Here is a 21,123-nt window from a genome sequence, read left to right as displayed (position 1 = left end):
TGGAAAATTTATAATATTCATTGTTTTACATTTTCAAATCAATGAAAAACACAAGTGGTTTAATGTATAATAATAGTAGTAAACAAATAAGGGGTAGATAAATATGAGTGAAATCAAACGTCTTGAAATTAATTACAAAACTGACGAATTATTCGAAAACTTTAGAGCGTTTGGCAACAAAGACTTATACATGGTCAATGAGTTAAACGGTCAAATGATTGATGCAAGTTCAGATTCACCATTTTATGGCATATTTGTCGGAGATCAATTAGGAGCTAGAATGGCATTACTAAAAAAAGGTGATGTCGAAGAAATCTACTTCCCAGATTTTGAAGATTATATATTATTATGGAAGTTAGAAGTATTACCAAAATATCAAAACAGAGGGTACGCTTCAGAATTGATTGATTTTGCAAAGAGTTTCAATATGCCAATTAAAGCCATTGGCAGAAATGATTCTAAGGATTTCTTTTTACATCATGGATTTACAGATGTGGAAGCTAAAAATATAGAGGGACATGATGTCTTATTGTGGAAACCATAAGATAATAATATTCGACACTACGAGCATGAAAATGCATCTTTTCGTAGTGTCTTTTTTACAATTACTTTCTTAAGCTAATATAAGTAAATCATTTTCAAATTATTTGTCTTAACGTACAATATCATTTAGTTGTTTCCATGAATTAATTTCATAATCAGGTATAATTCCTGGATTATGATCAAATCCTCTAAAATTAAACCAGCAAGTAGCTATACCCGCATTGATTCCACCTAGAATGTCAGATGTTAAAGAATCTCCAACTATAATCGAGTGCTGTCTTTCATCCTCACCAATATCATTAAAAACATAATTAAAAAATTCCGGATTAGGTTTTTGATATCCTGTTTCTTCAGATATAAATATCTTTTTAATATATTTATGCAACGGCGTCTGATTTAACCTTCTCTTTTGCGTTTCGGTTACACCATTAGTAACAATATATAAATCATGTCTTTTCGATAATTCGACAATTGTTTCTAATGTTTGATCAAAGTATTTAACTTTAGCTTCTGCTAATCCATTTCTAAATAACACATCTGCACGATGCCCATCAACTTCCATTTGATGATGTTTGAAGTAATTCACAAATCGTTCTGATAATACTTCAGACTTCGTTAATTTATTTTGTTGAAAAGCTTCCCAATGTTGGTGATTGATTTTTTTAAATGTTAAAAAATCATCCTTTGTTGCTTTATGATTAAAAACATTCGCCATATAGTGAAACGCCCATTCTTCTGCATCATAAAAATCAACAATTGTATCATCAAAGTCTATCAAAATATTTTTATATCCCAATTTCCCCATCTCCTATATTGTCTATGTATCTAAATCTTAACAGAGGCTCAAATTTCTGCAAATAAAATAAACTGAGTGCATAACATTAAAGTATGCTCACCCAGTTTATTTTAAAGAATATTAGTTATTATATTAGAATCCAAATAATTTACCTAGTAAACCCACACCGTTAGCAACGATGTCTACGATACTTGTGCCTAATTTCACACTATCATGTTGTTGTGCAGCTTGCACAGTATTTGCGATTGCTTCTGCTAGTCCAGTCATTTAAATCTCTCCCTCACCTTTGAAATAATACTGATTACTTACATAACATATTGAAATTAGAATCCGAATAATTTACCTAATAAACCTACGCCATTTTCAACGATGCTCACAATGCTTGTGCCTAATTTTGCGCCATCATTATTAATTGCTGCAGTTACGGTATCTTTAATTGCGTTAAATAAACCTTCCATTGAAAACACTCCTTAAAATTTAAATTTGAAGATAACAAAAACGTGCGTAGCTTTTAAATCACCGAAATGTTATTCGCTTAACGTTTTGTTGTTGTTATTTTAAAATAAATTTGATGCAATTAGTTTGTTTATCCGCACAACATCTTATAATGTACTTAACTGTATTTTAAAGAGAAAAGAAATACAGTTAGGCATTCAAAACTGTATTTAACACAATTAAGTTGCCTGAATTCGTATTTAAGTCTTATTGAACCTTTTTAGATAAATAGCTCTATAATAGTGAAAAATATAAACATTTTTTATTTACAAGGTATTGCTAATTTAAGTTCATTTAGATATAATAATTCTTGTGTTGTTAAACGTGTCCTGGTAGCTCAGCTGGATAGAGCAATGGCCTTCTAAGCCATCGGTCGGGGGTTCGAATCCCTCCCAGGACGTTTATAGGTATTTTTATACGCATTACCAAACAAAAGAGTTCCGTGATTACGGGGCTCTTTTTGTTTTGAATTTCAGTAATATAGTATGATGCGTCACCAAAACGTCCCCCGCATAAGCCCCGAAAATACAGTAATTAAAACAAGCATGCTTATTCGTTATAGAATTTTTTGACACACAATTGACACGCGTCTGACACTTGTTTATACATTTTTAATTAAGTAATTTTGTGCTCAAATTTCATCTATACTGCACCTGAACTACACCAACACTACACCAAGATTTTTAACACTCACCATTTGCATGCGTAGAGATTTTTATTATTATATTATTCCTATAGATTTTGATACTATTCAAAATTTTAGGGACTTTTCAGGGGCCCGAAATCCTATAATTATAATTATATACATCTAAAAAAAATAACCACGTCCATCGAGACGTGGTTTTTTAATTATTTAACTCACTAATTATTCTTCTTAATTTTCATTGCTAAATATACTATTGGCAAATTTATAAAGTAGTTCAGCGTTTTTCAATGACATATTGTCTAATGATCTTTCATTTTTTCTCATTCTGTGTATTGTGCTTTGTGGAACTCCTGTTTGTTTCGATATATGTAAACTGCTCAAATCACTGTCTAATAGTTTTTGAATTTGATTTCTCATTTTGTACACCCCCTTGTAAATCTTCAATCATCATTTAAATTAAATAATTACTTTTCCACATATTCCAATATTTAGGTTGCAAAGCATACCTCAAATATCATTAATTTTGAGATTTAAATGTCAATTATGTGTCTATCAATCCAATATACATACTCTAATAACGTAATAGTACACACTCTTCTTATTAATTGGCCATAGCTATCATGATATAATTAGTGAAGAAAATCACATAAGAAAGGTTGTAAATCATGAGACTTCAAAAAGCACCTCTAGTAACGTCAGGACTAGTCTTAGGATTATTAGGCCTGGGTAATCTATTAAAAGACTTATCTCTTACTTTAAACGCTGTTTGCGGAATCTTTGCTTTCTTGATTTGGATTCACCTTTTATATACTATGATCAAATATTTTAATAATGTGAAAGAACAATTAAACAGTCCTCTAGTTTCATCAGTGTTCACAACATTTTTCATGTCTGGCTTTTTAGGTACTACTTATTTAAATACATTTTTTAGTAACATAACTTTTATCAATAGCTTAATAACGCCTATTTGGATTTTATGCCTTGTGGGAATTATGACGCATATGATTATTTTTTCAATAAAATATTTAAAAGATTTTTCACTTGAAAATGTTTATCCTTCGTGGACTGTACTTTTTATTGGTATTGCTATCGCAGGATTGACGGCACCCGTTAGCGGATATTTTTTCATAGGTCAATTAACAGTAATATATGGCTTTGTAGCTACTTGTATTGTCTTACCTATAGTTTTCAAGCGATTAAAAGCATTTCCATTGCAGACGTCAATCAAACCGAACACATCGACAATTTGTGCACCATTTTCTTTAGTCGCTGCAGCATATGTTATAGCTTTTCCTAAGGCGAATGCTTTTATCGTAATTATATTTTTACTATTAGCTCAAATATTTTATTTTTATATCATTATACAATTGCCTAAATTACTAAAAGAACCTTTTTCGCCCGTATTTTCAGCTTTCACATTCCCTTTAGTAATCTCAGCAACTGCTTTAAAGAACAGTTTGCCTGTACTTATGTTTCCAGACATTTGGAAAGGTCTTTTGTTTATCGAAGTGTTATTAGCCACTGTAATAGTACTTAGAGTCTTTATAGGATATCTTCACTTCTTTTTAAAAAAGGAAAAACAAGATAAATTTCTTCGTAATGCGTCTCAGTAACACTATTACCAAGAATTAACACGTATATTTAATAACTAAAAAGAGGCAGGTAATCTTGCCTCTTTTTAGTGTATATCAATGCCTCTTTGATTTAATATGATCTTATCAATGATACCTTCTGACTAAAGCTGTAGTAACTATACTAGAACGTCTAGTTCATAAACACGTTTCACTCTAACCTTTATTTAAATAATATATAAGCAGCAAACGCCAAGGCTAATATACCAATAAAATAATTAATAAAGATTTTTATTTTAGTCTTTGTAATAGTTGACAAATTTTATCACCTCTAAATATCGATAAATTAAACGCCGTTATTTTTCCTTTGCCTATCTTTTATCATTTCAGAAGGAACTCCGAAAATAAACATCAGAATAAATAATATAATTGGCAAATGTGGTATGTTTTCTAGCATATACCATCTTAAATTCCAATCAAATACCATATTTGCATACGCCACAAAATATTTACTAAATAATAATACTACGCATATTCCAGTTAGTGTAACTAAAACTTTTGTCAAATGTGTCATTTATAGCCATCCTTTATTTATGCTATTTTCACAACCATATGTATCATGCGTTACAAAAATTGTTTACAGCAAATACATTTTTACCACGATAAATATAATATACCATAGATCTAACATTACATTAAAAACAAATTTTAAAAATATCATTATTAAATAGAGCATTGTATCAATTACTTACTAGTGTTATCATTACCGTCATTATTTTCTTAATCAAAAATAATAATGCACCTCGCTTAGTTTAGTATTTCTACAAACCTACGAGATGCATAAAACCCCATTAGTATTTTTTATAATATAGCATTTCAAATTATGAATAAATTAGTACTTGCGTAATTAGTACTCCGCCACCGAAAATCAATACAAAAGCAACTACCGGCCATACAAATCGGAACCAATGTGAATATCGCATGTTTAACATTTGTAGTGTGGCCATAACAAGTCCAGTCGGCGCTAAGAATAACATCGCATATTGACCAAATTGATATGTCGTAACGATGACGAATCTTGGTATACCTACTGTATCAGCTAGTGGTGCAAAGATAGGCATTGATAATACCGCTAAGCCAGAAGATGATGGCACGATAAAACCTAAACAGAAGAAAATAAATAGTAATACGATGATAAATAATGGTCCACTCATATGTTGAACTAAAGATGATGAAAAGTGTAAGATTGTATCTGAAATCATACCTTCATTCAACACTAAATTAATACCTCGAGCTAAACCAATAATTAAAGATACACCTACTAAACTTGATGCACCATTGACAAATGCATCTACAGTTCCTTTTTCTCCCAATCCAGATTTACCTGTCCCAGCAATAAACATTATTATAATTGTAAATATTAAAAATGCTGAAGCCATAACTGGGAACCACCAACCTTGCGTCATAACTCCCCATACCATAATTGGAAATGGTAGTACAAATAATGTAAGGATTATCTTCTTACGCAAAGTAAAATGGGCACTATCGTCATCTTTTAATACAGACCATTGCTGTTCAAAAGCATCTTTGTCTTCATAAGAATATGACGCTTTAGGATCGTTTTTAATTTTTTTACAGTACCAATATAAATAACTAATAACAAAAATCGCACCGACAATACAAGCACCTATTCTCCAATACAAGCCATCCGTAAAAGTTGTACCAGCGGCATTAGAGGCAATTACAACCGAGAACGGGTTAATAGTTGAAAATGTACTACCGACAGAGCTGGCAAGGAATATGGCACCAACTGAAACGATAGAATCGTATCCTAACGCTATAAATATAGGGACTAAAATCGGATAGAATGCTACAGCTTCTTCTTCAATACCACATAACGTCCCGCCGATAATCATTAGTATTGATACAAACACAATTAGCATAAATTCATGCCCTTTTGTTTTCTTCGTTAAAGCTAACAATCCCGATTCAAAAGAACCACTGGCTTGAACTACGCCAATAAGTCCCCCTAGTACAAGAATGAATACCATGATATCGACCGCTTCTATCGTACCTTCAACCATGCTACTTGTTATTTGTTCTGGTCCAGCTGGATGTTGCTTTAATCTTTCATAAGTATTCGGAATTGATACCGGCTTATTAATTGCACCTGATTTAAATTGTTCAATCTTAATTTTAACTCCCATTTTGTCTAGTTCCTGTTGCGTACCCGGAACCTTTTTCACTTGGTTATGAGGGTTAACTATCTTTAGTTCTTGGGATGAAGGTTCGTAAGAAAGTTTAGAATATGCACCAGCAGGAATAACCCATGTTGCTATAACTGCAACAACCGTTAAAATGAATAAAATCATAAATGCACCTGGCATTTTTAATTTAAATCGTTTTTTCTTTTCACTTTCATTAATTGTATTTTCCACGGTTTCATCTCCTTCGACATTTAACCTAGCATTTCTACCTTAAAGATTTTATAAATATAAATTAAGAAAGTGCACCCCGCATCAAAATAGAGGCATTATTTTCAGGGGGTGCACATAAATAATAAAAATCATGCATTTGACATATAGTAATTGAAAAGCGTTTCAATTCAATTACTTTTTAATCACAGTACCTACTTTACCCTCTAAGGCAGCATCTAATTCATTTAATGATGTTATAAGCACGCTTCCTTTTGGATTGTTTTCAATAAATGATATGGCTGCTTCAATTTTTGGTAACATACTTCCTTTTGCAAATTGATTTTCGTCTATATATCGTTTTAATTCATCAACATTTGTTGTTTTCAAAGGCTGTTGGTTTTCAGTGTTAAAATTAATATATACATAATCAATTGCTGTTAAAATAATCAATTGATCGCATTGAATATTAGCACCCAACAATGCACTTGTTTTATCTTTGTCTATAACTGCATCAATACCTTTAAAACCATCATGTTGCTCTCTAATTACTGGTATACCTCCACCGCCAGCAGCAATAACGAGTGTATCATTTTTAATAAGTGTTTTAATACTCTCTAATTCAATAATAGAGATGGGTTGTGGTGAAGGAACAACGCGTCTATATCCTCTTCCAGCATCTTCAACAAATATAAATCCTTTTTCTTTTTGAATTTGTTCAGCTTCTTCTTTGTTGTAAAATAACCCAATTGGTTTTGAAGGATTGTTAAATGCCGGATCATTTTCATCAACTTCAACTTGTGTCACTAGTGTTACCACTTGTTTATCCATTCCAATAGAATGCAATTCATTTTGTAAGCTTTCTTGTAATTGATAGCCGATGTAAGCTTGACTCATTGCGCCACATTCAGCAAATGGAAATGCCGGACCTTGGTTATGTTCTGCAGCATAGTTAAGTCCCAAATTAATGCTTCCAACCTGTGGTCCATTACCATGACTAATAACAATCTCATGTCCTTTTGTTATTAATCCTACTAATGATTTCGCAGTATTTTTAACAAGCTCGAGTTGTTCTTGAGGTGATTTTCCTAAAGCATTACCACCTAATGCTACTACTATTTTCGCCATCATATTCACTTCCTTATATCATTTAAAATTCACCCAATGTAGCAACCATCACTGCTTTGATTGTATGCATTCTGTTCTCAGCTTCTTGGAATACAACTGAAGCTTTACTTTCGAATACTTCATCTGTAACTTCCATTTCTCGAATTCCATATTTTTCAAAAATTTGTTGACCAATTTTCGTATCAGCATTATGGAAAGATGGTAAGCAATGCTCAAAAATAACATTTGGATTACCAGTTTTATCCATCATTTCTTTATTTACTTGATATGGTTTCAATAATTCAAGTCGTTCTTTCCATACTTCATCAGGTTCACCCATTGATACCCAAACGTCAGTGTAAATTACATCCGAACCTTTTACACCTTGGTCAATATTATCTGTGATTAATATGTTGCCACCATTTTCAGCGGCAATATTTTTACAGCGATTTAATAATTCATCTGTTGGATTTAATTCTTTTGGACAAACTAAATGGAAGTTCATACCCATAATGGCAGCACCTTGCATTAATGCATTTGCAACGTTATTACGACCATCTCCAACATATGTAAAGTTAATATCTGCATAATCTTTTTTTAAGACTTCTTTTGCTGTTAAGAAATCAGCAAGAACTTGAGTAGGATGATCTTCATCAGTTAAACCATTCCACACTGGTACGCCTGAATACTCAGCTAAAGTTTCTACTGTTCTTTGTGAAAAACCACGGTATTCAATGCCATCATACATTCCACCAAGCACACGTGCAGTATCTTTAGTTGTTTCTTTTTTACCCATTTGTGATCCAGTTGGGCCTAAATAAGTTACATTTGCACCTTGATCATGCGCTGCAACTTCAAATGCACATCGCGTTCTTGTAGAATCTTTTTCAAATAACAGTGCAATATTTTTATTTTTTAACATAGGCTTTTCAGTGCCAATATATTTAGCACGTTTTAAATCTTCGGAGAGTGTTAATAAGAATTCTACCTCTTGTCGTGAAAAGTCTAATAAAGTTAAAAAACTTCTGTTTCGTAAATTTTTCATTAATAACAACTCCTTTTATTTTAGTTACACCTAAATTGTAAGCGCATACAAAATAAACACAACCTACTATTAAAATTTGTAATATTTTATCAATAATTAAATTAACATTTTATTAATATTAAATTTAAGTAGTAGGAAATAATTAAAATAAGTACTACATTTAAAGTATAACTATTTTTCAAGTAGTTAGAAAATTCAATTATCAAACAATTTAATACAATTGATTAGAGAATAATTCTAACGTATCGTTTTTAATATATAACTCCCGCCTACTTTATTAGATACTGTTTCTGTCCAAAACTTAAAAATGATAAGTTTTGCTTAAATAACACTACTAACTGTTTAAGTTTATTTAACATAGTTTTAGCTTTTATTTAATTCCGAATCGGTGTAATAGCTTATATACTTTGGGTAATTCACGCAAAGGAGATTTTCATATGAAAAAGAACATCATGAATAAATTAGTTTTATCAACAGCATTGTTACTTTTAGAAACTACATCAACACAACTTCCTAAAACACCAATCAGTTTTTCATCTGAAGCAAAAGCCTATAATATCAGTGAAAACGAGACTAATATCAATGAACTAATCAAATATTACACTCAGCCGCATTTTTCATTATCTGGAAAATGGTTATGGCAAAAGCCCAATGGTAGCATTCATGCAACATTGCAAACGTGGGTTTGGTATAGTCATATTCAAGTGTTTGGATCCGAGAGTTGGGGAAACATTAATCAGTTAAGAAATAAATACGTTGATATATTTGGAACTAAAGATGAGGACACAGTTGAAGGTTACTGGACTTATGATGAAACATTTACTGGTGGTGTTACGCCAGCAGCTACTTCATCTGATAAGCCTTATAGACTATTTTTAAAATATAGTGATAAACAACAAACTATCATCGGTGGACATGAATTTTACAAAGGAAATAAACCAGTATTAACTTTAAAAGAATTAGATTTCCGTATTCGTCAAACATTAATAAAAAATAAAAAGTTATATAACGGAGAATTTAATAAAGGTCAAATTAAGATAACTGCTGATGGAAATAATTACACGATTGATTTAAGTAAAAAGTTAAAATTAACTGACACAAACCGTTATGTTAAAAATCCTCGTAATGCAGAAATTGAAGTCATACTCGAAAAATCTAACTAACCTATTACCTTTTGTAAATGCGGATAATTTCAATTATCTAATTAACCCCTTTTTATAATTAAACATTCCAACAATACTCAAAGGAGAAATTCGAATGAACAATAACATCACGAAAAAAATTATTTTATCAACAACATTGTTACTATTAGGTACAGCATCTACACAATTTCCTAATACACCTATCAATTCTTCATCTGAAGCGAAAGCTTATTATATAAATCAAAACGAAACTAACGTTAATGAGTTAACTAAATATTACTCGCAAAAATATTTAACCTTCTCTAACAGTACGTTATGGCAAAAAGATAACGGTACGATTCATGCAACGTTGTTACAGTTTTCTTGGTATAGTCATATTCAAGTTTATGGACCTGAAAGTTGGGGCAATATCAACCAATTAAGAAATAAAAGCGTTGATATTTTTGGCATAAAAGACCAAGAAACCATTGATTCTTTTGCATTATCTCAAGAAACGTTTACTGGTGGTGTTACTCCTGCAGCAACATCTAACGATAAACACTATAAACTGAATGTAACATATAAAGATAAAGCAGAAACGTTTACTGGCGGATTTCCAGTTTATGAAGGCAATAAGCCTGTTTTAACTTTAAAAGAATTAGATTTTCGTATTCGTCAAACATTAATTAAAAGTAAAAAATTATATAATAATTCTTATAATAAAGGACAAATTAAAATAACAGGTGCAGACAATAACTACACAATAGATTTAAGTAAAAGGTTGCCATCAACTGATGCAAATAGATATGTTAAAAAACCTCAAAATGCAAAAATTGAAGTTATCCTCGAAAAATCAAACTAACAATAATAATGGAGTTAATAAAAATAATCGCAAATACTATATTGACTTCGCTCACATTTAAATTTCTTATTCCTCGTATCATGATTCCTCTGAAAGGAGATGTTCTAATGAGTAAGAACATCACGAAAAATATAATTTTAACGACAACATTATTACTATTAGGTACTGTATTACCTCAAAATCAAAAACCAGTATTTAGTTTTTACTCTGAAGCTAAAGCTTATAGCATTGGTCAAGATGAAACTAACATCAATGAATTAATTAAATATTACACACAGCCTCATTTTTCATTTTCAAATAAATGGCTATATCAATATGATAATGGAAACATTTATGTTGAACTTAAGAGATATTCATGGTCAGCACATATATCTTTATGGGGCGCTGAAAGTTGGGGAAATATTAATCAGTTAAAAGATCGTTACGTAGATGTGTTTGGACTAAAAGACAAAGATACTGATCAGTTATGGTGGTCTTATAGAGAGACATTTACAGGTGGCGTTACACCAGCCGCAAAACCTTCTGATAAAACTTATAATCTTTTTGTGCAATACAAAGATAAACTACAAACGATTATTGGTGCGCATAAAATATACCAAGGCAATAAACCAGTATTAACATTGAAAGAAATCGATTTCCGTGCACGAGAAGCGTTAATAAAAAATAAAATATTATATAACGAAAATCGTAATAAAGGTAAGCTTAAGATCACCGGTGGCGGTAATAACTACACTATTGATTTAAGCAAAAGATTACATTCAGATCTAGCAAATGTTTATGTTAAAAATCCTAATAAAATAACTGTTGACGTCCTCTTTGATTAGTATATGAAGGTGACTTATACTTCATGCACTTTAATTCCAAATCAGATTATTTAAATGATAATTTTTAAAGTGTATGATGTATATAATAGGTAAAATTTTCTATATATTTAAATGGAATTGGGAGTAGGAATGTGACAGAAATAGTATTTTATAAAATTTATTTCGTTGTCACTCCCCAACTTGCACATTATTGTAAGCTGACTTTTCGTCAGCTTCTGTGTTGGGGCCCACCCCAACTTGCATTGTCTGTAGAATTTCTTTTTGAAATTCTCTATGTTGGGGCCCCGCCTATAATTGAAAAATGCTTGTTACATGGGCATTTTCATTCGGTCAACTACTACCAATATAATATTGTAGAGCCTAAGACATTGATTTATTATGTCTTAGGCTCTATTCCTTCATTTAATGATTAAATTATTATAGCAATACTTTATTGTCCCATGATTAGTGTTCTTTTAATGAGACATAGTAACTATAAAGTTTAATAATCGTTCTAAATCTAGCATCTTCTAGTTTGGTTTTCCCATTTCTTAAATCTTGTACTGTTTGATATGGAACTCCTGAATTTTTCGAAATTTTATAGCCTGATTCAGACTCAAACAAAGATTGAAGAGAGTTTATAATATTATTCAACTCTGTCATTTTTAATCCCCTTTCTTGAATTAACAATATACAATGTTGTTATTAAAACAGTCAGTGTATGGATGATTTCATTTCCTAAAAATATATTCAGCCATATAATAATAAGAAATACGATATAAAATAGTTTCATTTTAATCCCCTTTCTTGAATTAACAATATACAATGTTGTTATTAAAACAGTCAGTGTATGGATGATTTCATTTCCTAAAAATATATTCAGCCATATAATAATAAGAAATACGATATAAAATAGTTTCATTTTAATCCCCTATCATATTTTTATTAATCAAATTTCAATAAGATTCATAATTAAAAGCTAACCTATACTCAAAATTTTCTTATAATGCCTCTAACTAAAAACCTACATTTTATTTTACATATAATATTTTACACTATATTAAAAATACATACGATACTTTTTCGTTATCTATTAGATATTTCTATGTAATGGCAAAATTTATTCCCGACGAAATTCCAAACATAATTAATACCCTTTTTCTCTATTTCTATTTATTAATTTACAGTAGTTAATATATAGTTAATTTTTATTTAATAGTTAATTAATTGATTTAATTCTAAGATATTTGTATTTTTATATTGTAATCGATTACATTTTTAAATCAAACAAATCATTAGTTTTAAAGAAATTAATCAATAGAATTAGCTATGTCTTTTCCTTGTTTCATAAAGAATTTATTCAACTTTGACTAACCCTCGAAATTGAAATGCTTCCTTTCAAATTTTAAATAAAAGTTAAAAACATATTCTTAAAATAATCACTCATCATCACTCAGTAATTTATCAGTTGCTATATTAAATATACTAATATAAACGATTATAAATATTTGATATGTCTCAACTGCAATATTCTAAATTGACATATTGATTATTGTTTCCTCAAATCGTTTAAAAAAATAGAAGGATGATGAAAATGAAAACACGTATAGTCAGCTCAGTAACAACAACACTATTGCTAGGTTCCATATTAATGAATCCTGTCGCTAATGCCGCAGATTCTGATATTAATATTAAAACCGGTACTACAGATATTGGAAGCAATACTACAGTAAAAACAGGTGATTTAGTCACTTATGATAAAGAAAATGGCATGCACAAAAAAGTATTTTATAGTTTTATCGATGATAAAAATCACAATAAAAAACTGCTAGTTATTAGAACGAAAGGTACCATTGCTGGTCAATATAGAGTTTATAGCGAAGAAGGTGCTAACAAAAGTGGTTTAGCCTGGCCTTCAGCCTTTAAGGTACAGTTGCAACTACCTGATAATGAAGTAGCTCAAATATCTGATTACTATCCAAGAAATTCGATTGATACAAAAGAGTATATGAGTACTTTAACTTATGGATTCAACGGTAATGTTACTGGTGATGATACAGGAAAAATTGGCGGCCTTATTGGTGCAAATGTTTCGATTGGTCATACACTGAAATATGTTCAACCTGATTTCAAAACAATTTTAGAGAGCCCAACTGATAAAAAAGTAGGCTGGAAAGTGATATTTAACAATATGGTGAATCAAAATTGGGGACCATATGATAGAGATTCTTGGAACCCGGTATATGGCAATCAACTTTTCATGAAAACTAGAAATGGTTCTATGAAAGCAGCAGATAACTTCCTTGATCCTAACAAAGCAAGTTCTCTATTATCTTCAGGGTTTTCACCAGACTTCGCTACAGTTATTACTATGGATAGAAAAGCATCCAAACAACAAACAAATATAGATGTAATATACGAACGAGTTCGTGATGATTACCAATTGCATTGGACTTCAACAAATTGGAAAGGTACCAATACTAAAGATAAATGGACAGATCGTTCTTCAGAAAGATATAAAATCGATTGGGAAAAAGAAGAAATGACAAATTAATGTAAATTATTTGTACATGTACAAATAAATATAATTTATAACTTTAGCCGATAACTTCAGAAATGATGTTTTTCGGCTAATTTTTATACTTAATTTAGTTTAATTAACTTATGATATTTTTAATTTAAACTATGTACTTGATTTGCTTTCCTGACTTAAAAATTAGACTAAACATGACACTATATGAGGTGATTTTTAAAATAAGAAATTTGAATTCCATGTTGTCAAACCCTTTATATAAAAGTTTTGAAATTGTTCAAAACTTTTTGAACACATTATGTGTTAATATATTTGCAGAATTATTTTAAAATCGTTTTAAAACTATACTGAAATAAGAAATTTAAAAGTATAATTAGTACATATAATTGAAAAAGATTTCTAGAAATACAATTAATGTTCATCTAGATATTGTACGAAGTTGTATGAATAAGTTAAACTTAAGTTGAATCAATTTAAATGTTCAAGGAGGTTAACAAATGGTTTTTAATGATTGGGAAATTAACGTTGTATACTCAGGAGAGCATGAGGTTGTAACAAATGAAAAGAGTTTATTTGTCATTGACGAATTTTACGATGTTGCAATCGCAATCTATTATTTAGATGGAAAATTAAAAGTAGCTCATGTCAACTATGGTTCTGATTTTACAATTGACGTAGCTAATAAAGTTTTTGAATTGAATATTCAAAATCCAAATGTTGATGAGCATTAAATATTAAAAAGCATTTAGAATCATAAAGAGCATACTATATATAGCCTTTTACATGTAAAGCAAATGAAAATTAGATAATCTAATTATTTCAACATTAAACAATATATCATTATAAAGAAGTTTTTAAAATAGAAGTATAAGGTGGTGAACAAAAATTAACATTGTGTATAACATTATAGTATATATAGCATGCATGATTAATTTCGGATTAATTATAGTCCCATTATTAACAACAAATGATGCGGATTTTGTATGGACTTCTTCATCATTAATATATATGATTCTTCTTACGTCGATTATCCTAATAGTTTATATTAAAACTAAAGATAGCTTACAGTTAACGATATTTATACTTAATATAGCCTTAATTATTCTATACTGTGCACCATTACTATTCATTTATGTATTCTAGTGCTTCATTAATATTTTAATGCATCAGTTTAAGGAAATTCCATTTGGAAAATAAAAAGCAAATATCATCATCAAATTAACATATTTAACGTTATACTTTCATAAAATTTGAAACAATTGAACATCCTTACTTTAGCTTTATATCTTTATTTCAAGTCATGTTTTCAACTATTTTAATGAATTAAACATATATTATAAGGAGTCAACATCATGAATAAACATATAAATAAAAAAGCCTCAAAACTACTTGAAGATTATAAAAAGGTTCAACAAAGAAAATCGGAAGAAACTGATAAAGGTTGTTTGAAAAGTGTCATCATGCTTATCGTCTTATTTTTCTTAATTATTTTTGGTATTGTGGCATGTTCTACAAACGTAAACTTTTTCTTCCAGTAAAAGAGTGAGATAGAAATGATAAAGAACCACTAATGATTTATTATGTAGTGGTTCTTTATCATTAGCTGTAGCTAATGTCTACTTAAAAAATGAATACATGAGTAAAACTCATGCATAAGAAATACTAATTTCTAAAGAAAAAGTATTTTTTTATCGATGTCCTACCCCAACTTGCATTGTTTGTAGAATTTCTTTTCGAAATTCTCTGTGTTGGGGCCCCACGAGTATTGAAAAAACTTGTTACAAGCGTATTTTCATTTAGTCAACTACTACCAATATAGCACTAGAACTGGAAATGATAATTTAATAATGTACACTTTTGATTGTTTAAACATGTACATATTTAAAAAAATAGGAGAGCAAAGTAAATAATTGATATAGTTATTTTGAGAGTAATCCTAGGAACTATTGTATTTATATTTGTCTCCCCTACTTTTAAATGTCATTCATTATACATAAGCATTTTGATATAGAATTTATCACATATGCAAATTGAAAACAGGTTAAGACCATTTTTTGTCTCAACCTGTTTTATTTATTATCTATTTATAATTTCATCAATTTCTTTGTAAATATTTTCTAATGCTACTTTAGCTTCAGCCATTTTTGCAAAATTATTACTTTTTAGTGCAGCTTTTGCTCTATATTGATTCATCATAATCGTACGTTTGTAGTATGGGTTTAAGCTACCTGCAGCTAAATCATTTACATAAGATTGATCAAGTAGTGATTTCAACTCTTCAGCAATTCGTTTATCATGAAACTCACTTTGAATTATATAGTCTTTCTTACTACTTGCATCTGCTTTATTTCCTTCTATAGTTGCTATCGCAGTTGATGATAAAAGTAATGCTAATGTTCCTGTTAATATATATTTTTTAAATTTCATTGTAAACTCTCCTTAAAAGTTGATACTTAACGATTATATAGTCAATTTTAGGAAAGTTACATTAACCTGGCATTAAATAGCATAGTCGTTTTATTAATAAAAAATAATATAATATTAAATTATTTTGAACTTAAAATAATGACAGAAGTATTATCTCACTAATCCTTGTTTTAATACATTATCAATTCGCTCTTGTAAGACCATTTTCTTAACTTTGTATTCAAACGAAACTAAGTTGACTGCCTTTTGTGCTTTTCTGTGTGCACTGACAGTATGTGTTTTTTCAAATTCTCTCACAAGATTTTGAGCTTGAATCAATTTTTGTTCTTTTTTAATAGTTGCATCAGTTTTCGCTGCTGGTTTATTAAATTGTGGACGCGCACCATATTCGAATGTACCATCGTTAAATTCTAAAATATTATAGTCATGTTTGAATTTAATATATTTAGGTGTTGAGTTAAATTTTGGTCTAGATTGATATTTAAAAGTACCATCATTGTACTCTACGATATTGTGATTAATACTCACTGGTTTCTTTTCTCTTGGACCGTATCCTTCGCTCGCATCTGCTGTTGACGCAATTGTAGTTGTAGTAATACCTATTGCCGCTATTGTTAATAAAGATTTTGCTATCAATTTATTTTTCATGTTAATTATCCTCCAAATTATTATCTTACATTTATTAAGTTATCCTATTTATACAACTTTTGAAATTAACTAATTATTAATTAACTATAAACACTTTATAATATAGACAAAATATAGTTATCTATCTTGTGTCTCATCAGCACTTATACACTAGTCAAAAAGTTCATGCCTCTACTTTTTCGAATTTCAAAAATAAAACCACACAACAAAAAAGACACCATTTGAATGTTGGTGTCTGATGGTATAATTTCATAGATTTTATTTGTAACTTCTCATTCTATAGTTAAATATTGTGACCCAGCTAATGATTAACGTTGGTAGAATTACTAAATTCAAATTAGACACGTCAAAAAAGACAGATTGAAAATTGTCGATATTAATATCATTAATGTCCATTTTTTCATTTACTGCTTGATAGATCGCAAAGTAAACTAAGAACCATTGAATTAAATGTTCTAAAACGACAATCTCTGTCAAATCGACATTCTTTTTTCTAAAAAGTAATCTAACTATAAATAATTGGAATATACTTGAAATCAAGATCAATATAATACCCATTAAGAAAAAACTACCAAAATCAATTGTGATAAATTGAATAATGCCATAAATAATTACGGCAGATATTGCCAGTGAAATATATCCTATAAAGATAAATACCACACCCATAAAGAGTGTTTTTAAGAACAGAAAAGGCTTCTTTCTATTTGTAACCAAATAGCTCAATATACAAAGTAGTAATAGAATTGTTAAAATTTTAATTATCATCGTTTGACCTCAATATATTTATTTATATCTTTATTATTGACCACGAAAAAATAACAATCACTTAAGTGATTGCCAATAATACTCAATGCCTACTCTATAGTAATCTTGGCACGTGATTTCACACTATTTTATCTATTTAAAAATGTAAGTGTTGAATTATGCTTACTTCGAAAATGCATAATTCAATTAAATAGTATAATTTTTAACTTATATATTAATCATAACATATCAACCTTAATTAGAATATATCTCTTATTTCTTTATAAGTAAAATTATACATATTAATTACTTCTCTACTATGTGTCATTTCTTTGTTTTATAAACATTAATTATCAAAAAAGCTATATGTATAACAATTTGGAGTGTTTGTCTATCCAACATTGCAAACAAAATGCAAAGAAATATATATCGTTTTAACAATAAAAATTATCCAATCATAGTTGAGTGACGTTTACTACTATTATTATACTATCAACAAATTCAATAATACCTCAAATAAAAATAATACCATCAAATTCATCATTATTCTTTTTCGATTGCATTAAACCTTATTAATTTGCACTTAATTTTAATTAATGAAGTGTTAACTGGTAAATGCATGAAACCGTTTGTAAAATAGCAGTGTACTCGCATTAGTAAGTACAAATTTATTTTACAGGGAGAACTTATTATGAAAAAAAATATCACAAAAACTATTATCGCATCTACAGTAATCGCTGCAGGTCTTTCAACTCAAACTAATGATGCTAAAGCTTTCTTTAGTTATGAATGGAAAGGTTTAGAAATCGCAAAAAATTTAGCAGATCAAGCTAAAAAGGACGATGAACGTATTGATAAGTTAATGAAAGAGTCTGATAAAAATCTAACTCCTTACAAAGCTGAAACTGTTAATGATCTGTACCTTATTGTTAAAAAATTAAGCCAAGGTGATGTGAAGAAAGCAGTTGTCAGAATTAAAGATGGTGGTCCTAGAGATTACTATACTTTTGACTTAACTCGTCCTTTAGAAGAGAACAGAAAAAATATTAAAGTTGTTAAAAACGGTGAAATTGACTCGATTTATTGGGATTGATTAACATACTGAATTAAATAGTTGTACGCCAAACGTTAGAAAACAATGCTAACGTTTTGGCGTGCTTTTTTTATTTTAAGTAACTTCTAATTTATTTAGCATCTTTACGACTGTTTAATAAAGCACGTATGATTAACACGGTTGCCACTATATCCGTTACAATTTTTATGATTGTTAATACATTCGATTTCCTTTTCACAATAGCCACCTCGCTTGTTCAAAACATAAACAACTATTGCATTCACTTTTAAGTAATTATTTATATTATTTATCCCAATAAGCTCACCATTCGAATAAACACAATATTATAAAATAATTATACCTTTGGATATAGCAAAAAGCCACACTCTATAGCATGGCTTCTATCAATTATTTTAAAGTATTATATTTTAAAACTAGATCGATTTGTCTTTGTAATTTTTTCTTTTCATAACTGTGTTGGAAATGAATTAAGTTAACAGCTCTTTGTGCTTTACGGTGTGTTGCAACAGTTCTAGTACGTTTGAACAAGTTTACAGCTTTTTGTGCATCCACTACTTTTTTATTTACTTGTTTTTTAAAGTTTGTTTGATACTCGTTATATTTTTTTACAGTTTCAGCGTTTTTAGTTTGTGCATGAGATTCACCGGCAAACGTTGATACCGTTAAACTAATAGCAGCTATGCTTAAAATTGATTTCCCAATAAAATTCTTTTTCATAATTAATAACACCTATCCTCAAATATTTATTTTGTATATATTTATAATAATAGACAGATACAAAAAACTACATTAACTATTTATTAACTAAACATTAATATTTGTGTCACTACATTTCTGAATTTCAAGAATTTTGCTACTCCATATTTTAACCATCAAATTATTGATATAATTTATGACTTTAGAAATCCTTTTAAATATGTATACGATTCATGATTTTAACTAAAATTTCAAATTTCCTGACTTCTTGGAATCTTAATTTTATACTTTTTAATAATACACTTTTAACCAAATAATTAACATGATTCAACCATATAGGGTCATCAACAATCACATTCTCCAAAATTACAATTCTTTTCATAACATAAATGTGTTATTCATTCCAATTATCTTATAAAATTGTCAGAAATACTTTTAAACAAACATTCATGACACGACCTCCTAGTTAAATCAGTCTATAAACTAAAAAAAGCCATAGCTACTTCTATTTAAAAAGTAGTATGACTGATTGTTTCGTGATGTCGATTTTTGAAATTGATGGTGCCATGTAAAGTTTGATCATCAATAATAACTTCAGCATATGTTTCTTCCATTGAACTTCTAGATTGAGATATACTTCCAGGATTAATAACATGAACACCATTAATATACTCATATTTTGCCACATGTGTATGTCCATAAAATGCAAACAAACAACCTAATTCAAGTCCTTTTTCAGCTAATAAATCTCTTGTTCGATTGACTTGATATAAATGTCCATGAGTATAAAATGCTTTCACGTCATTATATTTTGCGACCGCTTCATTTTCAAATTCTGGGTAAAAATCACAATTGCCTTTTACTCTATTAAATAAGCTAAGTTCCGTATCATCATACGCGAATTCTGAATCTCCTAAATGTAAATATACATCTGCATCTGGGTGCATTTCATAAATTTGATATAAAACGCCTGATTCAGTATGGTTATCACTCACAATAATCCATTTAGACATTTTTATCACCTTCAAAAAAAGCTTGAAGTAAATTAATCGCATTTCGTCTATGACTAATTTGTCCTTTTTGTTCTTTTGAAAGTTGAGCCATGGTTTTATCTAATTTCGGTACATAAAATATCGGATCATATCCGAAACCATTTTCGCCATATTTTCCATCTGCAATTTCACCTGAAACAGTACCTTTAAATACTTTTGTTTCCATATCAGGGCCACTCATACTTATGACACAAACAAATTGCGCACGACGATCAGTTGTATTACCAAGCTTATTTAATAATTTTTCAATATTTGCTTCATCGCTTTTATTTTCACCAGCATAACGTGCAGAGTATATACCTGGCTCACCATTTAATGCAAAAACTTCTAGTCCACTGTCATCAGCTATGACCGTTTTATTCAATGCTTTTGCAGCAGCTTCTGATTTTAATATAGCATTTTCTTCAAATGTTGATCCTGTTTCTTCCACATCAAAATCTGGTATTAGTTCTGAAATACCTATTACGTGGTAATCTGGAAATATTACTTTAAAGTCATTTATTTTCCCTTGATTATTCGATGCAATAACAATCTCTTTCATTAAA

General features: G+C 29.5%; 26 protein-coding genes, 1 tRNA gene and 2 pseudogenes. 11 read left to right on the top strand and 18 right to left on the bottom strand.

Annotation, left to right across the window (positions count from 1 at the left end; all coding sequences use genetic code 11):
• Positions 1 to 103: 103 nt before the first annotated feature.
• On the top strand, positions 104 to 544 hold the full coding sequence (locus JQN76_RS09500; RefSeq protein WP_001289711.1) for an N-acetyltransferase: 441 nt from the start codon (positions 104 to 106) through the stop codon (positions 542 to 544).
• Positions 545 to 652: 108 nt separating this feature from the next.
• On the opposite strand, the gene JQN76_RS09495 is transcribed toward JQN76_RS09500, so the two are convergent.
• From JQN76_RS09495 to JQN76_RS09485, 3 genes are all read right to left on the bottom strand, one after another.
• Positions 653 to 1,348 (bottom strand): YjjG family noncanonical pyrimidine nucleotidase, encoded by a 696-nt coding sequence (locus tag JQN76_RS09495; RefSeq protein ID WP_001788648.1) that lies wholly within the window; start codon positions 1,346 to 1,348, stop codon positions 653 to 655.
• 123 nt (positions 1,349 to 1,471) lie between these two features.
• Positions 1,472 to 1,606, bottom strand: coding sequence for a beta-class phenol-soluble modulin (locus tag JQN76_RS09490; RefSeq protein WP_000147103.1), 135 nt, complete (start codon positions 1,604 to 1,606; stop codon positions 1,472 to 1,474).
• A 56-nt stretch (positions 1,607 to 1,662) separates the two neighbouring features.
• Positions 1,663 to 1,797 carry a beta-class phenol-soluble modulin gene (locus JQN76_RS09485; RefSeq protein ID WP_000398672.1) on the bottom strand — a complete coding sequence of 45 codons (135 nt, stop codon included), beginning with the start codon at positions 1,795 to 1,797 and terminating at the stop codon, positions 1,663 to 1,665.
• A gap of 363 nt (positions 1,798 to 2,160) precedes the next feature.
• On the opposite strand from JQN76_RS09485, the gene JQN76_RS09480 reads away from it, so the two are divergent.
• Positions 2,161 to 2,234 (top strand) — tRNA-Arg (locus tag JQN76_RS09480).
• Positions 2,235 to 2,708: 474 nt separating this feature from the next.
• Here the strand turns inward: JQN76_RS09480 and JQN76_RS09475 are convergent.
• Complete coding sequence (locus JQN76_RS09475; protein ID WP_001245802.1) at positions 2,709 to 2,897, bottom strand: hypothetical protein; 189 nt, start codon at positions 2,895 to 2,897, stop codon at positions 2,709 to 2,711.
• A 248-nt stretch (positions 2,898 to 3,145) separates the two neighbouring features.
• Here JQN76_RS09475 and JQN76_RS09470 point away from each other — a divergent pair, with 248 nt between their 5' ends.
• Positions 3,146 to 4,093, top strand: a complete 948-nt coding sequence (locus JQN76_RS09470) for a TDT family transporter (protein WP_001836926.1) — start codon at positions 3,146 to 3,148, stop codon at positions 4,091 to 4,093.
• Positions 4,094 to 4,397: 304 nt separating this feature from the next.
• Here JQN76_RS09470 and elxI1 read toward each other — a convergent pair whose 3' ends face one another.
• The 4 genes from elxI1 to argF form a co-directional block, all read right to left on the bottom strand.
• Positions 4,398 to 4,625: an epilancin biosynthesis-related protein ElxI1 gene (gene elxI1 / locus JQN76_RS09465; RefSeq protein WP_000149429.1), complete on the bottom strand. Its 228-nt coding sequence runs from the start codon at positions 4,623 to 4,625 to the stop codon at positions 4,398 to 4,400.
• 307 nt (positions 4,626 to 4,932) lie between these two features.
• Complete coding sequence (locus tag JQN76_RS09460) at positions 4,933 to 6,489, bottom strand: YfcC family protein (RefSeq protein ID WP_000432077.1); 1,557 nt, start codon at positions 6,487 to 6,489, stop codon at positions 4,933 to 4,935.
• 171 nt (positions 6,490 to 6,660) lie between these two features.
• Positions 6,661 to 7,593 carry a carbamate kinase gene (arcC, locus tag JQN76_RS09455; protein WP_001074342.1) on the bottom strand — a complete coding sequence of 311 codons (933 nt, stop codon included), beginning with the start codon at positions 7,591 to 7,593 and terminating at the stop codon, positions 6,661 to 6,663.
• Between the two features lie 22 nt (positions 7,594 to 7,615).
• Positions 7,616 to 8,617: an ornithine carbamoyltransferase gene (gene argF, locus JQN76_RS09450; protein WP_000793612.1), complete on the bottom strand. Its 1,002-nt coding sequence runs from the start codon at positions 8,615 to 8,617 to the stop codon at positions 7,616 to 7,618.
• A gap of 437 nt (positions 8,618 to 9,054) precedes the next feature.
• On the opposite strand from argF, the gene JQN76_RS09445 reads away from it, so the two are divergent.
• The 3 genes from JQN76_RS09445 (at position 9,055) to JQN76_RS09435 (ending at position 11,424) form a co-directional block, all read left to right on the top strand.
• Positions 9,055 to 9,780, top strand: coding sequence for a superantigen-like protein SSL14 (locus tag JQN76_RS09445; protein WP_000739523.1), 726 nt, complete (start codon positions 9,055 to 9,057; stop codon positions 9,778 to 9,780).
• 94 nt (positions 9,781 to 9,874) lie between these two features.
• Positions 9,875 to 10,600 carry a superantigen-like protein SSL13 gene (locus JQN76_RS09440; protein WP_001063559.1) on the top strand — a complete coding sequence of 242 codons (726 nt, stop codon included), beginning with the start codon at positions 9,875 to 9,877 and terminating at the stop codon, positions 10,598 to 10,600.
• Between the two features lie 107 nt (positions 10,601 to 10,707).
• On the top strand, positions 10,708 to 11,424 hold the full coding sequence (locus JQN76_RS09435) for a superantigen-like protein SSL12 (protein WP_000041896.1): 717 nt from the start codon (positions 10,708 to 10,710) through the stop codon (positions 11,422 to 11,424).
• 444 nt (positions 11,425 to 11,868) lie between these two features.
• On the opposite strand, the gene JQN76_RS09430 is transcribed toward JQN76_RS09435, so the two are convergent.
• The 3 genes and pseudogenes from JQN76_RS09430 to JQN76_RS09420 form a co-directional block, all read right to left on the bottom strand.
• Positions 11,869 to 12,093 carry a hypothetical protein gene (locus JQN76_RS09430; protein ID WP_001802045.1) on the bottom strand — a complete coding sequence of 75 codons (225 nt, stop codon included), beginning with the start codon at positions 12,091 to 12,093 and terminating at the stop codon, positions 11,869 to 11,871.
• On the bottom strand, positions 12,050 to 12,196 hold the full coding sequence (locus JQN76_RS09425; RefSeq protein ID WP_000765708.1) for a hypothetical protein: 147 nt from the start codon (positions 12,194 to 12,196) through the stop codon (positions 12,050 to 12,052). The genes JQN76_RS09430 and JQN76_RS09425 overlap by 44 nt, the downstream gene beginning before the upstream one ends.
• Positions 12,197 to 12,325, bottom strand: a pseudogene (locus JQN76_RS09420) (hypothetical protein); the annotation flags it as partial. It lies immediately after the preceding gene.
• A 672-nt stretch (positions 12,326 to 12,997) separates the two neighbouring features.
• Here JQN76_RS09420 and hyl point away from each other — a divergent pair.
• The 3 genes from hyl (at position 12,998) to JQN76_RS09405 (ending at position 15,474) form a co-directional block, all read left to right on the top strand.
• On the top strand, positions 12,998 to 13,957 hold the full coding sequence (gene hyl / locus JQN76_RS09415; RefSeq protein ID WP_000857485.1) for an alpha-hemolysin: 960 nt from the start codon (positions 12,998 to 13,000) through the stop codon (positions 13,955 to 13,957).
• A 476-nt stretch (positions 13,958 to 14,433) separates the two neighbouring features.
• Positions 14,434 to 14,667: a hypothetical protein gene (locus JQN76_RS09410; protein WP_000231632.1), complete on the top strand. Its 234-nt coding sequence runs from the start codon at positions 14,434 to 14,436 to the stop codon at positions 14,665 to 14,667.
• Between the two features lie 621 nt (positions 14,668 to 15,288).
• Positions 15,289 to 15,474 (top strand): hypothetical protein, encoded by a 186-nt coding sequence (locus tag JQN76_RS09405; RefSeq protein WP_001032816.1) that lies wholly within the window; start codon positions 15,289 to 15,291, stop codon positions 15,472 to 15,474.
• A gap of 538 nt (positions 15,475 to 16,012) precedes the next feature.
• Here JQN76_RS09405 and JQN76_RS09400 read toward each other — a convergent pair.
• The 3 genes from JQN76_RS09400 to JQN76_RS09390 form a co-directional block, all read right to left on the bottom strand.
• Complete coding sequence (locus JQN76_RS09400) at positions 16,013 to 16,363, bottom strand: complement inhibitor SCIN family protein (protein ID WP_000669528.1); 351 nt, start codon at positions 16,361 to 16,363, stop codon at positions 16,013 to 16,015.
• A 150-nt stretch (positions 16,364 to 16,513) separates the two neighbouring features.
• Positions 16,514 to 17,011, bottom strand: coding sequence for a complement convertase inhibitor Efb (gene efb / locus JQN76_RS09395; protein WP_000791581.1), 498 nt, complete (start codon positions 17,009 to 17,011; stop codon positions 16,514 to 16,516).
• Positions 17,012 to 17,269: 258 nt separating this feature from the next.
• Positions 17,270 to 17,776 (bottom strand): SA1002 family membrane protein, encoded by a 507-nt coding sequence (locus JQN76_RS09390; protein ID WP_001836986.1) that lies wholly within the window; start codon positions 17,774 to 17,776, stop codon positions 17,270 to 17,272.
• A 670-nt stretch (positions 17,777 to 18,446) separates the two neighbouring features.
• Between JQN76_RS09390 and JQN76_RS09385 the strand changes: the two genes are divergently transcribed.
• Both JQN76_RS09385 and JQN76_RS09380 read left to right on the top strand, forming a co-directional pair.
• Positions 18,447 to 18,848 (top strand): FPRL1 inhibitory protein FLIPr, encoded by a 402-nt coding sequence (locus tag JQN76_RS09385; protein WP_000739570.1) that lies wholly within the window; start codon positions 18,447 to 18,449, stop codon positions 18,846 to 18,848.
• Positions 18,808 to 18,900, top strand: a pseudogene (locus tag JQN76_RS09380) (hypothetical protein). The gene JQN76_RS09385 and the pseudogene JQN76_RS09380 overlap by 41 nt, the downstream one beginning before the upstream one ends.
• Positions 18,901 to 19,217: 317 nt before the next feature.
• On the opposite strand, the gene ecb reads toward JQN76_RS09380, so the two are convergent.
• The 4 genes from ecb to JQN76_RS09360 all read right to left on the bottom strand — a co-directional run bounded on the left by ecb (position 19,218) and on the right by JQN76_RS09360 (position 21,119).
• Positions 19,218 to 19,547 (bottom strand): complement convertase inhibitor Ecb, encoded by a 330-nt coding sequence (gene ecb, locus JQN76_RS09375; RefSeq protein WP_000739208.1) that lies wholly within the window; start codon positions 19,545 to 19,547, stop codon positions 19,218 to 19,220.
• A 193-nt stretch (positions 19,548 to 19,740) separates the two neighbouring features.
• Positions 19,741 to 19,908: a hypothetical protein gene (locus JQN76_RS09370; RefSeq protein WP_031797560.1), complete on the bottom strand. Its 168-nt coding sequence runs from the start codon at positions 19,906 to 19,908 to the stop codon at positions 19,741 to 19,743.
• 127 nt (positions 19,909 to 20,035) lie between these two features.
• Positions 20,036 to 20,539 carry a YfcE family phosphodiesterase gene (locus JQN76_RS09365; RefSeq protein WP_000049484.1) on the bottom strand — a complete coding sequence of 168 codons (504 nt, stop codon included), beginning with the start codon at positions 20,537 to 20,539 and terminating at the stop codon, positions 20,036 to 20,038.
• Entirely contained in the window at positions 20,532 to 21,119 is a 588-nt protein-coding gene (locus JQN76_RS09360) for an XTP/dITP diphosphatase (RefSeq protein WP_000659316.1), read from the bottom strand. The genes JQN76_RS09365 and JQN76_RS09360 overlap by 8 nt, the downstream gene beginning before the upstream one ends.
• Between the last annotated feature and the right edge of the window lie 4 nt (positions 21,120 to 21,123).

It is taken from the genome of Staphylococcus sp. SM3655 (assembly GCF_016917315.1).
GTDB lineage: Bacteria > Bacillota > Bacilli > Staphylococcales > Staphylococcaceae > Staphylococcus > Staphylococcus aureus.
Note: the sequence above shows the minus strand (reverse complement) of the source record. Positions and strands in the feature narration are given on the sequence as shown.